12 protein-coding genes are annotated in these 12,821 nt (G+C 52.8%); 8 read left to right on the top strand and 4 right to left on the bottom strand.

The window, feature by feature from the left end; genetic code table 11:
* Positions 1-46 precede the first annotated feature (46 nt).
* The 3 genes from pnuC to NI000_RS20010 are packed head-to-tail and all read left to right on the top strand — an operon-like array spanning position 47 to position 2,646.
* Complete coding sequence (pnuC, locus tag NI000_RS20020; protein WP_253413216.1) at positions 47-703, top strand: nicotinamide riboside transporter PnuC; 657 nt, start codon at positions 47-49, stop codon at positions 701-703.
* Complete coding sequence (locus NI000_RS20015; protein ID WP_253413215.1) at positions 700-1,728, top strand: AAA family ATPase; 1,029 nt, start codon at positions 700-702, stop codon at positions 1,726-1,728. Before pnuC ends, NI000_RS20015 begins: the two co-directional genes overlap by 4 nt.
* Before the next feature lie 15 nt (positions 1,729-1,743).
* A complete protein-coding gene (locus tag NI000_RS20010) occupies positions 1,744-2,646 on the top strand; it encodes an ADP-ribosylglycohydrolase family protein (protein WP_253413214.1) in 903 nt (300 codons plus the stop codon).
* A 10-nt stretch (positions 2,647-2,656) separates the two neighbouring features.
* Here the strand turns inward: NI000_RS20010 and NI000_RS20005 are convergent, their stop codons facing one another.
* From NI000_RS20005 to NI000_RS19995, 3 genes are read right to left on the bottom strand one after another with little or no spacing between them, the layout of a single operon-like run.
* Positions 2,657-3,826, bottom strand: coding sequence for a Ger(x)C family spore germination protein (locus tag NI000_RS20005; protein WP_253413213.1), 1,170 nt, complete (start codon positions 3,824-3,826; stop codon positions 2,657-2,659).
* 3 nt (positions 3,827-3,829) lie between these two features.
* The gene (locus NI000_RS20000) at positions 3,830-5,299 is read right to left on the bottom strand and encodes a spore germination protein (RefSeq protein ID WP_253413212.1); all 1,470 of its coding nucleotides are present in this window, start codon (positions 5,297-5,299) and stop codon (positions 3,830-3,832) included.
* Positions 5,296-6,372, bottom strand: a complete 1,077-nt coding sequence (locus NI000_RS19995; RefSeq protein ID WP_301292594.1) for an endospore germination permease — start codon at positions 6,370-6,372, stop codon at positions 5,296-5,298. Before NI000_RS19995 ends, NI000_RS20000 begins: the two co-directional genes overlap by 4 nt.
* 185 nt (positions 6,373-6,557) lie before the next feature.
* Here NI000_RS19995 and NI000_RS19990 point away from each other — a divergent pair, with 185 nt between their 5' ends.
* The 3 genes from NI000_RS19990 (at position 6,558) to NI000_RS19980 (ending at position 9,645) form a co-directional block, all read left to right on the top strand.
* Positions 6,558-6,917: a YmaF family protein gene (locus NI000_RS19990; protein ID WP_253413210.1), complete on the top strand. Its 360-nt coding sequence runs from the start codon at positions 6,558-6,560 to the stop codon at positions 6,915-6,917.
* A 462-nt stretch (positions 6,918-7,379) separates the two neighbouring features.
* Positions 7,380-8,312 carry a manganese-dependent inorganic pyrophosphatase gene (locus NI000_RS19985; protein ID WP_253413209.1) on the top strand — a complete coding sequence of 311 codons (933 nt, stop codon included), beginning with the start codon at positions 7,380-7,382 and terminating at the stop codon, positions 8,310-8,312.
* Between the two features lie 217 nt (positions 8,313-8,529).
* Positions 8,530-9,645, top strand: a complete 1,116-nt coding sequence (locus NI000_RS19980) for an amidase domain-containing protein (protein WP_253413208.1) — start codon at positions 8,530-8,532, stop codon at positions 9,643-9,645.
* 329 nt (positions 9,646-9,974) lie between these two features.
* Here the strand turns inward: NI000_RS19980 and NI000_RS19975 are convergent, their stop codons facing one another.
* Positions 9,975-10,202 carry a helix-turn-helix domain-containing protein gene (locus NI000_RS19975; RefSeq protein ID WP_253413207.1) on the bottom strand — a complete coding sequence of 76 codons (228 nt, stop codon included), beginning with the start codon at positions 10,200-10,202 and terminating at the stop codon, positions 9,975-9,977.
* A 290-nt stretch (positions 10,203-10,492) separates the two neighbouring features.
* On the opposite strand from NI000_RS19975, the gene NI000_RS19970 reads away from it, so the two are divergent.
* Positions 10,493-10,717, top strand: a complete 225-nt coding sequence (locus NI000_RS19970; protein ID WP_253413206.1) for a hypothetical protein — start codon at positions 10,493-10,495, stop codon at positions 10,715-10,717.
* A 549-nt stretch (positions 10,718-11,266) separates the two neighbouring features.
* Positions 11,267-12,655, top strand: coding sequence for a sigma-54 interaction domain-containing protein (locus NI000_RS19965; protein ID WP_253413205.1), 1,389 nt, complete (start codon positions 11,267-11,269; stop codon positions 12,653-12,655).
* The last annotated feature ends 166 nt before the right edge of the window (positions 12,656-12,821 follow it).

Below are 12,821 nucleotides of genomic sequence, written 5' to 3'. Positions count from 1 at the left end.
AAGTATTGAATTGTCAACGTAGAACTACATTGGGAGGATGAGATTCATGGACAGATGGTATACGATGGCCGGGCTACTCGCCTGCATGCTGCTGGTCGCTTATTTCACGTCGTCGACGCCGCTGGAGATTGCGGCGACCACGAGCGGACTGCTCAGCGTATGGTTGACGGCGCGGCAAAACATATGGTGCTTTCCCGTCGGGCTGGTGAATGTAGCGTGCTTTTTCGTCATGTTCTACGATGCGAAGCTGTACGCGGATATGACGCTGCAGGTCGTGTTTTTCGTCTTGAGCATTCAAGGCTGGATCGTCTGGCTGACCAAACGCGGTCAGGCGAAAGTGCGGCCGACGCGGCGGATGACGCCGCAGCTCGGCTTGTTGCTGGCGCTGCTGCTCGTTGTCGTGACGGCAGGCTGGGGCTATGTGCTCGCCCGGTACACGGACGCGTCGATCCCTTATGTGGACGCGTTCATTGCGACGCTGAGCATTCTCGCGCAACTGCTGCTGTCGAACAAGGTGCTGGAAAACTGGCATTTCTGGATTGCGGTCGACGTGCTGTCGATCGGGATGTATGCGTATAAAGAGCTGTATGTTTTGGCCGCGCTGTACGTTATTTTCCTCGGGATCGCGACAAGCGGGCTGATCCAGTGGCGCAGCGAATACCGGGCGGCGCAGCGGTCGGGACGCATGGGGGTGGGCTTATGAGCGACAAGCGATTAACGGTCGGGCTGACGCTCGGCAAATTCGCGCCCCTGCACCGGGGGCACCAATATATGATCGAAACGGCCCTCGCGGAGACCGATCACGTGATCGCCGTCATCTACGATTGTCCCGAAACGACGGACATTCCGCTGACGGTGCGGGCGGACTGGATTCGCGCCCTGTATCTCGAGGTCGAAGTGATCGAGGCTTGGGACGGGCCGACGGAAACGGGGTATACGCCGGAGATCAAGAAGGCGCAGGAGGATTATATGATCGGCCTGCTTGGCGGCCGAAGAGTGACGCATTTTTATTCCAGCGAGCCGTACGGCGAGCATATGAGCGAAGCGCTGAACGTCGTGAACCGGCAGGTCGACCCGAGTCGGGAGGCGTTTCCGGTATCGGGAACGGCGGTGCGGCGCGACCCGTTGGCGAACCGCGCGTTCGTCCATCCGCTGGTGTACCGGGATCTGGTGACGACCGTCGTCTTCCTCGGCGCGCCTTCGACCGGCAAAACGACCGTGTGCGAAGCGCTGGCCCGCGAGTTCGGGACGGTCTGGATGCCGGAGTACGGGCGCGAGTATTGGGCGCAGCATCAGACGGACCGCCGGCTGACGCCGGACCAGCTGGTAGAGATTGCCGAAGGGCATCTGGCCAGGGAGGAAAAGCTGCTGCCTGAGGCGAACGGCTACCTGTTCGTCGATACGAATGCGATCACGACGTTCATGTTCGCGCACTATTATCACGGGATGGCGCTGCTGCGGCTTCGGGACTTGGCGGCGCAGGCCGCTTCGCGTTACGATCTCGTCTTCATGTGCGGCGACGACATTCCGTACGACGATACGTGGGACCGTTCGGGCGACGTGCAGCGCCGCGTGTTCCAGAAGCAGATTGCGGCCGATCTGGCGGCGCGGCGGGTGCCTTACATCCTGCTGCACGGCAGCCTGGAGGAACGGATCGCACAGGTGAAGCGGGTGCTGAGCCGCTATCGCAAGTATGCGAGCATAGGCACACCGTGGGCTGAACTATAGGAGGGGGAAAGCGGGATGAACGACGGAAGAACAAGTATTGCGGACCGCATCAAGGGCGGGCTGTACGGCGTCGCCGTCGGCGATGCGCTCGGCGGGACGACCGAATTCATGAGCACCAGGGAGATTCACCGCAAGTACGGCTATTTGACCGACATCATCGGTGGCGGGGTGTGGGACCTCGAACCGGGGGAGGTTACGGACGACACGATGATGACGCTTTGTGTGGCGGAGGGCATTCTCGACGGCCCGGACGATCCGATGGCGAGCATCGGGGAACGCTTCCTGGCGTGGTACCGTTCCGATCCGAAGGATATCGGCAATATTATCCGCCGGGCGTTCGCGCGCTATGACGGCCATTGGTTCGAAGCCGCCTTTCTGGCCGATCAAGACCTGGGCCGCAGCGCGGGCAACGGCTCGCTGATGCGCTGCCTGCCGGTGGCGCTCGCCTATGCCGACCTGGGCCTGGTCGACCGCATATCGCGGATGCAGTCGAAGATGACGCATTACGACGAGCGGTGCAATGAAGCGTGCGGCCTGTACAACCGGATCGCGCTGCGGCTGCTGAACGGCGAAGAATTGCGCCCGGCGATGGCGGCGGAAACGCAGGGCACCCCGTACGCTTCCGCACTGGCCGAAGCGCCGGACTGCGAGCCGACCGGCTTCGTCGTCGATACGCTGCGCTGGTCGCTGTACTGCCTGCAGCAGGGCGACGGCTTCGCTGATGTCGTGCAGCGGGCCGCCAATCTCGGCGGCGACAGCGACACAATCGGTGCCATCGCCGGCGGGCTGGCGGGCGTGTATTACGGCTTTGCCGGCATCCCGGCTGCGTATGCGGACGCCATCTTGATCCAGGACCGGCTGGACGCCGTGGCGGAGCGGCTGACGGCGCTGCGGCAGGCTGCCTCCGACGGTTCGTAGTAGAAGTGGCTCAGCTCTTTTCTTTTAACATGGAAGGCCGTTTAAGCTTTAGCTTTTGCGAATTGTCCATTCGGACTTTCACCTTTACGCTTTGCAGAGAGTCTTTATTGAGGAAAAACTCGTCCTTTTGGGCGAGTTTTCGCCATTTATTCGGGTCCTGTCGGTATAGCGCGTCGGATAGCTGCAGCACATCCATTTTACGCTCCAGTCCTTTACGGTACGTGTGCTCGATTTCTTCTTTTATTTGGTGCTCCGCTTGCCGCTGAATTTCCTTTTCGTCCATTGGACGGTTATATTGAAATACGCCGCCGGAAGTGGATACCTCGATGTTGAAGCTTACCCGGTTTTGCTGCACCACGGGAGTAATCACGGCTTTCGGCTTCTGCATGACCACCACCGCCGTCGGCCGCTTCGGATCGCCCAGCGCAAGCACGCCCCGGACGGTAGAGCGGTTCATCCAGCGGAAGCCGAGCAAATCTTTATTCGGCAGCGCCGCGACCAGCTTGTCCTTCTTCATGCCGTACACGCCGTCAATCATCAGGTTTTTGTGCGGCGCTGTGTTTTTGGTCCAAGCCTTCTCGTTGATGGCGATGGAAGGCAGGAGAGAGGTCATTCCGGGCTCGTACAGGGCAGACATAAAGTGGTACAGCCGCAGCGGCTCGATAAAAGAGCTTTGCCGGTATATATCCATCGGACTGCTAAGCTGCGAATACAGCATCGAAATGTTCAGAATCGGGTTAGCCGACAAAATCTCCCGCATCGGACGTTCGGTCCCGAACACCCACGGCGTCTGCCGGAATTCGTTGAACCGGCCCCACAAATCCATGACGTCCGTGATCCCATGCTCCAGCAGAGCTTTGCTGAAGACGATAGAGGAGATATGGCTCCAGGAAACGGATTGATGCGAAGTGCGATACACTTGAAAGATGGCTTCATCGAAGGTAGAGGCCGTGCCTTCTCCGATAAAATTGCTCGGATTGGCCCGCCGGCCCCCGCTCTCGACTTTGGCGATGTTCGTGAAATCAATCACTTGGACGTACACCTTATATTGGCCTTTCACATAATCGATACCGACCGCATTCGGGTAAATGACTTGCTCGACGGACCGCATGCCGCAGGCGGAGAGCAGCAGGAGCGGCGGTAAGATAAGCATCAATTGGAGCAAAGGATGCCTGCGCATCGGTCATTCCTCCCGTTCGGGCGATGTCTTCTTCAAAAAGCGGAGTCTTTTCGTCAATCGGTTGAACGGGGTACGAAAAAGCTCCGGAACGATTTCCTTCATCGACGTAGGAGACAGCGGCGACATGAGCGGAACGCCGAAGGAGGTCAGGTTCACCACGTAGGTGATGATTGCAAAGGCCGAGAGCAGGAAGCCGTACAAGCCGAAGCTCGCCGACAAAATCAGCACGAAAATGCGCAAAATCGAGATCGTACCGAACAGCGTCTGGGTCGTCGTCACGAAGGAAGCGACCATGCTGGTGGCCATCACGACCACCATGCTGGGCGAGGCCAGACCCGCGCTGATCGCGGCTTGACCGATGATGAGGCCTCCCACCACCGACAGCGTCTGCCCGATGTTAGGCGGCAGGCGCATCCCCGCTTCGCGGAACAACTCGAACAGGATCAGCATGGCGAAAAGCTCAAGCTGGCTCGGAAAAGGGACGCCTTGCCGCGAAATGACAATCGTAGCCAGCATGCTCACCGGAAACTGGTCTTGATGAAATGTCAGCAGCGCGATCCAGAACCCGGGCAAAAAAACGGCCAGAAACAAACCGAACATACGCAGCAGACGGCCGAAGGCGACGAAGTAGTAATGGGTATGCGCGTCCTCGGCGGATTTGAAGGCGAACGTTATGGTAATCGGCGCGATCGCAACCGTGGGCGATCCGTCGAAGAGAATGACCAGCCTGCCTTTCAGCAGGGCCCGGACGGCGAAATCCGGGCGCCCCGAATGATAAGCGGCGGGAAACAACGCGAGTTTGGAATCGACGATCCGCTCGATCAGCTCCGAAATGCTCACGATGCCATCCATCTCCAGTTTCGAGATGCGGTCCGCAACCACCTGCACGGTCCGCGGGTCCGCCGTTCCGTCCATATACATCAAACCGACCCGGGTGCGGGAGTTGAGGCCGACACGGAATTCTTTATAGCTCAGATGATGGGATAGCAGCCGTTTCCGGATCAGCGCGACATTCGTATCGAGCTGTTCGATGAAGCCGTCCCGGGGGCCCAACAGGGAGGTTTCCGTCTTGGGCTCTTCCGGGGTTCGGCTCAGCGGAGCGGCCAGATTGCAGCTGTATAAGCGGTCTGATTCCGTCAGAATCAGCAGGCTTCCTTGGAACAGCAGGTCGTTGGCCCGCCGAAACCAGTCCTTTCCCTCGACCGGCTGCAGATTCAGCCCGGTGATGCCGGAAAGGGCATGCGGATCGCCGCTCGCGAAGTCCGGGACGGCCTCAATCAGTCTCGGCAGGACGGTTTGATTGAGTTTGTCGGTATCGGTCAGGCCTTGACAATAATAGAGCAGCAGTCGCGTGCTTCCGCCTGAAGAGACCGGATATTCGATGGGGAAGAACAAAATGTCCTGGCTGTCCTCGTATACCGAGCGCAAATACGGCTCATTTTTCACAGGCGGCAGCTCGTGAGGAGTGTTCATGGTCCATTCCCTTTCCGGTGGCGGGGCAGCAAGGTCATTCCTGCCAGCGTTAAGGACAGCGCCAGCACCGCCGCTGATATATAGGGCAGCGTCGTCTGCAGCGTGCCGAGAAACCGCAAGCCCGTTACAGGCAAATAGGGCGCGGCAATGAACAGCCCCGAGCTTACGAGCAGCCATGGAACCGATTTTTGTTTCCATAGAAGGCTTGCCATGTCTGCGATCAAATACATCGCCAAGGAAATTCGAATGTAGGCACCGGACAGCCATTGGTATACGGACAAAAAGTCGAGATGCTCGATATATTTACCGAGGTTCACCAATCTCCATTCTTCAAATGCCGGGTACCGGAGCAAGCCGGCCCGGACCGGCCCGAACTCGACAATGGCTCCGATCAGCGGTCCCATGGTCAGCCCTACCAGTAGGATGCCTAGCGTCAGAAGATGGATGTACTTTAACGTTTTGTGAATGCGGTGCCGCATCAAGACAAGGACGAACAATTCGCTTAAGCCGGCCCCGATATACGGAATTCCCCGCAGTGCGGGGCCGTAGCCATTCTCGAAAAACGGCCGCAATAAACCGTAATTTTTGTGCGGAATATTGGACGACATGACAAAGAAACCGAGAATGACGACAATGGGAAGCAGCAGCGCGGCCGTCATGGCGATGCTCCGGAGCCCTTTATAGGCATTGTAAAAGCAGATCGCCACGAGCAGGACCGTAAGGGAAAGTCCGGGCATCAGCGGCAAGTAAATGCGGGACCACTTGACCGTATCCACGGTCGTGACGGCGCCGATGTACAACAAATAAGCGGCAAAGACGGCTGCGAACAGGACGGCCCAAAACTTGCCGAACCGGGCGCTGATCCATTCCACAATGTGCTGGTCCCCGGTTCGCCGGACGATGCAATAGATCAAGACCAGCCATACCATATATAAGACTGTCGCAAAGAAGACGGAGATCCAAGCGTCCCTGCCCGCTACCTCCAGCATAACCGGAATAATGATGACATGATTCATCAATCCCGTCGACAACATCAGAATCATGGATGCTTGCAGGAGTGAAATGGTTGGCATGTGTTCTCACCGTTTGGATTCGTTACCCAATTTACCAATATTGTCTTCCGTTGGGTAAAGTTTTATCCAAACGTTTTCGCGTCCGGATTTCTTCCTATAGCTAGGCATTCATCCCTTACTGGACAAATAACACGTTATTTATAATGGTATCTAGAGTTAGCCTCTTGAAAGAAGGGACGGTTTGCATGGTGAATCGAAAGCTAAAACCGAAAGGCAAATTGAAAATCAGACTATCGCAGACACATGTACATGAATTTGAGGGCAGCACGAAATTAGCGGAACAAGGCGCAGACCGTCACAATCATCGTTTTGCCGGAGTTACCGGGCAAGTCATCCCGTCCGGGAAAAGCCATGTACATGAAATCGATCTTACACACACCGATTTCCTGAACCATTTTCATAATCTGAAAAAAATTAGAACCGGACCGGCAATTTCGGTTGGAAATGGCAAGCACGTACACTTTGTTACGGGCATGACCACATTAAATGACGGTCATAGGCATCAGTTCAACTTTGCTACTTTGATTCAGCAACCGCTTGTATGATTCTTCTTTTCAAGGGGGCAGCAGCGTACCCGTAAAATAAAGACCGGCTCTTGTGCGAACAAGAGCTCAGAGTGTTGAGAAAGTTGGTCTTACAAAAATAGAGATACAAACGTAGGTGGGGTATCCACTGGAGAAGCGATAGCGGCCGCCTTTGTCTTCGGGAAATGTCCGCTAATAAGCGGCTTCCAATCAAATTTCCCGAGGACAAGAGCGGTCGGAAGTGGATACCCTACCCTCTCGTAACCTCTATTATCCCGTTCGACCACTTTCTCAACAAGCTCGGCTCTTGTGCGAACAAGAGCTGTTTTTTGTATTTGTTTCACGCAAGTAACTTAAGTAATTCTATTAAAGGGATAGGAATAATGATAGTTTTACGATATAATCTGTAGGGGAATCTTGATTGTGAATGTGGATGTACGGTATACTTTTCTCGCCAAAACAAAACAAGTAAGGAGAATAAGGATGGACAAAGTACTTATTTTCGGACATAAGAACCCAGACACCGATACGATCTGTTCCGCCATTGCGTATGCGCATTTGAAAACTCAGCTAGGCCAAAATGTCGAGCCTGTCCGCTTAGGCAGCGTAAACGGGGAAACCCAATACGCGCTTGACTACTTCAAAGCGGAAGCGCCGCGCCTTGTCGAGACGGTGGCGAACGAAGCGAAAAACGTCATTCTGGTCGACCACAACGAGCGCCAGCAAAGCGCGTCCGACATCGATCATGTTCGCGTGCTGGAGGTCATCGACCACCACCGCATCGCCAATTTCGAGACAAGCGGTCCGCTCTATTACCGTGCCGAGCCGGTCGGCTGCACGGCGACGATTCTGAAAAAGCTGTACAAAGAAAACGGGGTCGCCATTCCGAAAGAAATCGCCGGTCTCATGCTGTCCGCGATCATTTCCGACTCGCTCCTGTTCAAGTCGCCTACCTGCACGGATGAAGACGTAGCCGCTGCTCGCGAACTGGCCGAAATCGCCGGCGTGAACGCCGAAGTTTACGGTCTGGACATGCTCAAAGCCGGCGCCGATCTGAGCGACAAAACGATCGCCCAACTGATCTCGCTCGACGCCAAAGAATTCCAAATGGGCAGCTACAAAGTGGAAATCGCCCAAGTGAACGCCGTCGACACGAATGACGTGCTGTCCCGCCAAGTGGAGTTGGAAGCGGCTCTCTCCGGCATCATCGCGGAGAAAAACCTGGACCTGTTCCTCTTCGTCGTGACGGACATCTTGAACAACGATTCGATCGGTTTGGCCCTCGGCCGCGCCGCGCATGCCGTGGAGCAGGCGTACAACGTGAAGCTGGATGACAACAAAGCGGTGCTCAAAGGCATCGTCTCCCGCAAATCGCAAATCGTACCGGTGCTCACCGACGTATTCAACAAGCTGTAATATAGGGATGAAACAAGGCTGCCAGCGCTCGCGCTTGGCCGCCTTTTTGTATTGATGGGGTCAGGCGCCGGTTTTCGACATTTTCCACGCGTCATAATGCCATTTTTCTGCAAGATAATCATAATCCTCTGCGGGCCGGACTATTTGTTATATAGTTGCATTGTGCGCGGGATCAGATTGCACACCAATGTCATTCCAAATCGAGGAGGAATTGATGATGTTTGGTAAAAAAATAGCTGTAAGCGCAATCATGTTGTTTGCTTTAACTTCGGCCGTCGCTTTCGCCGATGACACGAACCTGAAGGCGGGCGATGCGAAAGTCCGGGAAGAGGCCCAAAAATTCGTTGTCGATTTTGTCGGGCAAGCTTACAAGCCTTACTACACGCTGAATACCATCGACAGCGACATCTCCGAGTACTCGGTGAAGGACAACGTACTGACGGCAAGAGTCGATATTTCTTTGAGCAAAACGTTAAAAGCCAAGTCGGTCGACGAGATTCCCTACGTCAAAGGAATGAAGAGTCAGTCCGCCGCATTAAAGCAAACCAACGCGATCAGCGCCATGGAATCCGAGCAAGTCATCAGTGACCGGCTTAAAGACCTCAGCGAATATATCGGCACGGCAACGGAGCAGAACGACTCGTTCCGGCTTACGGCCAAAGTCGTCAACGGCGTCATCGATAACCAAAGCGCGAAGCTTGAATTTTTGAATTATATGGATTGGATTCCGGCGGCCCACTTCATTCCTGAAACCGAGGAAACGATGATGAAGCATGGGCAAAAGGATTTATTGGAAGCGGTTACGACCAATCGAGCTTATACGGTGCGAAGCGCAGTCCAGCCCCAAGCCGCTTTTACATACAACCGGATTGCGGCAAGAGACTATGCGAACAGGTACACGTCTACGGTGACGAAATCGCCTTACTATGATACAAGCAAATGGAATAAAAACTACAAGTTTCATACGGAGAACGGCGGAGTCGATTGCGCGAACTATGTTTCCCAGGCGATGTATGCCGGCGGCATTCCGACGGACGGCACATGGAAGCCCGAATCGATTGCCTGGGTGAACACAGGCCGCAATGTCAGCAACGGCTTGGAAGATTACATGGTGCGCACCAAGAAATATTTCTATAAAACAACGAAAGTTACCACGCCAGCCGGCGGTTTTATCAGCGCTTTGGACTACTCTCATGTGATGTTTGTCGTGGCGAACGATACCGTGACGATGCAGTACAGCGCCCATACGAACGACAAATTGAAAGCTTCGTTCGCCAATTTCAGCGACAGCAAGTTTGAATTCTTCTATATTAATTCGGCTTACTTGAATTAGTGGTTGATGTCTGCAGGAGCTATTAAAGCTTCGGTATAAGCAGGATGGAGCGAGGATTTTTGTAAAGTTGTTGGTAGAGTAACAATCTATCATCGAAAGAAACGATACGAAGCACTGCGAAACGAAGGGGCAGCTCCCTTGGTATTCGCGGTGCTTTTTTGTTTTATCGATACATGTTTTGTGGGGTAGTAGGGGAGGGGGAAGACAGTTGCCACACTTTGGAGTTTCAATTCCTCATAGGTAGGTTCAAAACCTGTAAAAATAGCGTTACTGAGCCATTTCAAAATATACGAAAAGTACTGAGCCTAAACACGAGCGTGATAAGAAAATCAGTCACCTGGCGGGTTCTCGGAATCATCATTTCTGTATTCTAATAGATCGCCAACATTAACGCCTAAATAAGAACAGAGCTTGTCTAGAAGCTCTCGCGGATAACGTTCCGTTTGATCGTTATACAGAGCGCGTACACTATCGAAACGATAATCAATATCTTTCGCTAACTGGCGAATAGAGATTCCTCTCTTGTCAAGAACTAGTTTGAGTTTTGAATGAATCAATGCAAACTCACCTCTGTTCAAATTGTAGGATTACCTGCGTACAGATGTCAATCAAAGAAATAGAACATGCTTGGCACTTTTAACGGGTCGGAATACAATAGACTTAATGATACGTTAAAAGTGTCAAAGGTCAAGGGTGGTGATATAATTTGTAGTTCGCCAAGGCCGCAGAGAAAAATGGGCTGGCTTTTTTATTCATTTTTTAATTGTATTTTTAAGCCTTTGATCTCTATTATGCTTATTATGAACCTTGATTTACGAAAATAAGGTAGGTTGTTGCTTAAAAAACTTTGAACATCAAATGGTCAATATTTGGAGACCTAAAACGTGGAGGAGATATGTTTCAAGAATTAAAAAAACTCATCATAAACCTAAGTTATATTCAAACTATTTGGGATGCTGAGGCTAAAAAGAGACAAGATGATTCCGAAAAAATGTATGCCACTGGAGTAAGCGACGGCTTTAAACATGCCGCAGTTGCTCTAGACTCGATTATCCGAAAATACTCAACTTAATATCCATATTGACTCATGAGCGACAGCCTTGGGTCTCTTGTCTTTACATAAGCCGCTACAGCGTTTAAGAATGTTTCAAATCCCTACAGGCATGAAAAGCATGGCGGCACCGGCGAAATTACGGTATCGTCATACCAACTCGAGACGGACATCTTTTTCGTGCTAGCCGATGACGGCGTCGGCATGAGCAAGGAAACGGCGGGCAAGCTGAACGACCGTTTCGAGAAGATCTTATACGAGCAAGGACGGGCAGAGGAATCGGGCTTGCGAATGTGTAGGCCCAATTGTAACCGGTTTCGTAATTCAATATACGAGCATGTACTCCAGCGCCTTCATACTTGCGGGTACAATGGGAATCATTGGGGCCCTTTCCGTTGCATTTTTGTCAAAAACGCGCAAACCAAAACTAACAATATATTCCATGGTTATACGAAAACATGATATGATGGTGAATATCGCTAATTTGAGCCACCGGTCTTGTTATGGATGATGAGCTGCCGAAGAGAGCGGCACGCTTTTGCAGATTAAGCGCGGCGGAGGGAACGTTCGATGTATATCCATGATATCATCAAGGCAAGCGAGGGAATCCTGGAATCCATTCACGATGGAATCGCGGTAGTGGACAGCGAGGGGAAAATCATCTATGTCAATGAAGCCAATTACCGCATTACGGGGGTTCAGGCCAGTGAGCTTCTGGGCAAAAAAGTGACCGAAACCGTCCCGGATTCCCATATTCCCCAGGTCCTTAGCACCGGCGGAAAGCTTATTGGCATCAAGACAAAGGTGAACGGCAAAGAGGTTATATCCAATATCGTGCCTTTTATTCACAATCGCGGGGTCGAAGGTGCCATATCCATATTCAGGGACGTTTCGGAGATCAGAAGACTTCATGAGAAGCTGGAAAATGCCAATTCGACCATTCAGCATCTGTATCAGGAGCTGCAGTTTCTTGCGGATGTCGACAGCAACGTGGTAGGCAACAACCCTGCCATGATCCAGACGTTGAAAACCGCGCAAAAAGCTTCCCAAGTAAGCTCTACCGTGCTTTTGCAGGGGGAAAGCGGCACCGGGAAGGAAGTTGTCGCCCGGTTTATTCATAAGCGTAGCGCAAGAGCCGAAAAACCCTTTATAACCGTGAACTGCGCCGCGATCCCTGAAAGCCTGCTGGAGAGCGAGCTTTTCGGCTATGAAGAGGGTGCGTTTACGGGGGCCAAAAAAGGCGGAAGGCCGGGGATCTTTGAGCTGGCGGATACCGGAACGATTTTTTTGGATGAAATCGGGGACATGAACGTTCATCTTCAGGCTAAGCTGCTCCGAGTGCTGCAAAGCCGGGAAATTATGCGGGTGGGAGGAATCCGCTTAAAGCAGATTGATGTAAGGGTCATCGCGGCTACCAACAAAAATCTCATGAAAATGGTAGAAGAAAAGACCTTCCGCGAGGATCTGTATTACAGGCTTTCCGTAATCCGGATCAAAATACCTCCGCTCCGAGAGCGGAAAGAAGACATTCACCTTTATATCCGGCATGCGGTTCAAAAAATAGGAAAGCGGCTGGGGAAGGAAGTCCGGGTGACTCCCAGGGCGGTTAAAATGCTTACGGAGTACTCTTATCCCGGAAATATCAGGGAGCTGGAAAATATTGTCGAGGTTTGCATCGTCAGCGATGAAGACGGAGTCATCGATGGCAACGATTTGCCGGACCCTGTCGATTCCATCAAAAAGGAGCCGCCGGAGCTCAGCTTTACCTTCCATGCATTTCCAACCATGAGCGAAGTGGAGGCTCTGGTGCTGAAAAAAGCGTTGGAAACTTATAAATCCAAAGCTGTGGCGGCGAAGCAATTGAACATGTCCCGATCCACGCTGTATCGTAAATGCAGGGAATACGGTTTGGCCGCCGAATATGAAGATGGACCCGAGGAAACAAAGCAAATCGATTGAATGTATGTCAGAATGGCACACCTCCTATAATAAAGGCGTCAATACTGTCTCATAATGGCACATTGCTGACGGCTTTTTTATGCCCCAAAGTTTTGGCGGCTTAGCTTTATGGAACCGGACAGGCTATTTTCCTGTCTGTATCATAATGACACATGGGTACTTTGAA

It is taken from the genome of Paenibacillus tyrphae (genome assembly GCF_024158745.1).
Classification (GTDB): Bacteria; Bacillota; Bacilli; order Paenibacillales; family NBRC-103111; genus Paenibacillus_G; species Paenibacillus_G tyrfis_A.
This window is presented reverse-complemented; position numbering and strand designations above follow the sequence as displayed.

Excerpts from the sequence above, each read along its gene's own strand:
- pnuC (WP_253413216.1), top strand. The coding sequence starts at position 47 with ATGGACAGATGGTATACGATGGCCGGGCTACTCGCCTGCATGCTGCTG.
- NI000_RS20015 (WP_253413215.1), top strand. The coding sequence starts at position 700 with ATGAGCGACAAGCGATTAACGGTCGGGCTGACGCTCGGCAAATTCGCG.
- NI000_RS20010 (WP_253413214.1), top strand. The coding sequence starts at position 1,744 with ATGAACGACGGAAGAACAAGTATTGCGGACCGCATCAAGGGCGGGCTG.
- NI000_RS20005 (WP_253413213.1), bottom strand. The coding sequence starts at position 3,826 with ATGCGCAGGCATCCTTTGCTCCAATTGATGCTTATCTTACCGCCGCTC.
- NI000_RS20000 (WP_253413212.1), bottom strand. The coding sequence starts at position 5,299 with ATGAACACTCCTCACGAGCTGCCGCCTGTGAAAAATGAGCCGTATTTG.
- NI000_RS19995 (WP_301292594.1), bottom strand. The coding sequence starts at position 6,372 with ATGCCAACCATTTCACTCCTGCAAGCATCCATGATTCTGATGTTGTCG.
- NI000_RS19990 (WP_253413210.1), top strand. The coding sequence starts at position 6,558 with ATGGTGAATCGAAAGCTAAAACCGAAAGGCAAATTGAAAATCAGACTA.
- NI000_RS19985 (WP_253413209.1), top strand. The coding sequence starts at position 7,380 with ATGGACAAAGTACTTATTTTCGGACATAAGAACCCAGACACCGATACG.
- NI000_RS19980 (WP_253413208.1), top strand. The coding sequence starts at position 8,530 with ATGTTTGGTAAAAAAATAGCTGTAAGCGCAATCATGTTGTTTGCTTTA.
- NI000_RS19965 (WP_253413205.1), top strand. The coding sequence starts at position 11,267 with ATGTATATCCATGATATCATCAAGGCAAGCGAGGGAATCCTGGAATCC.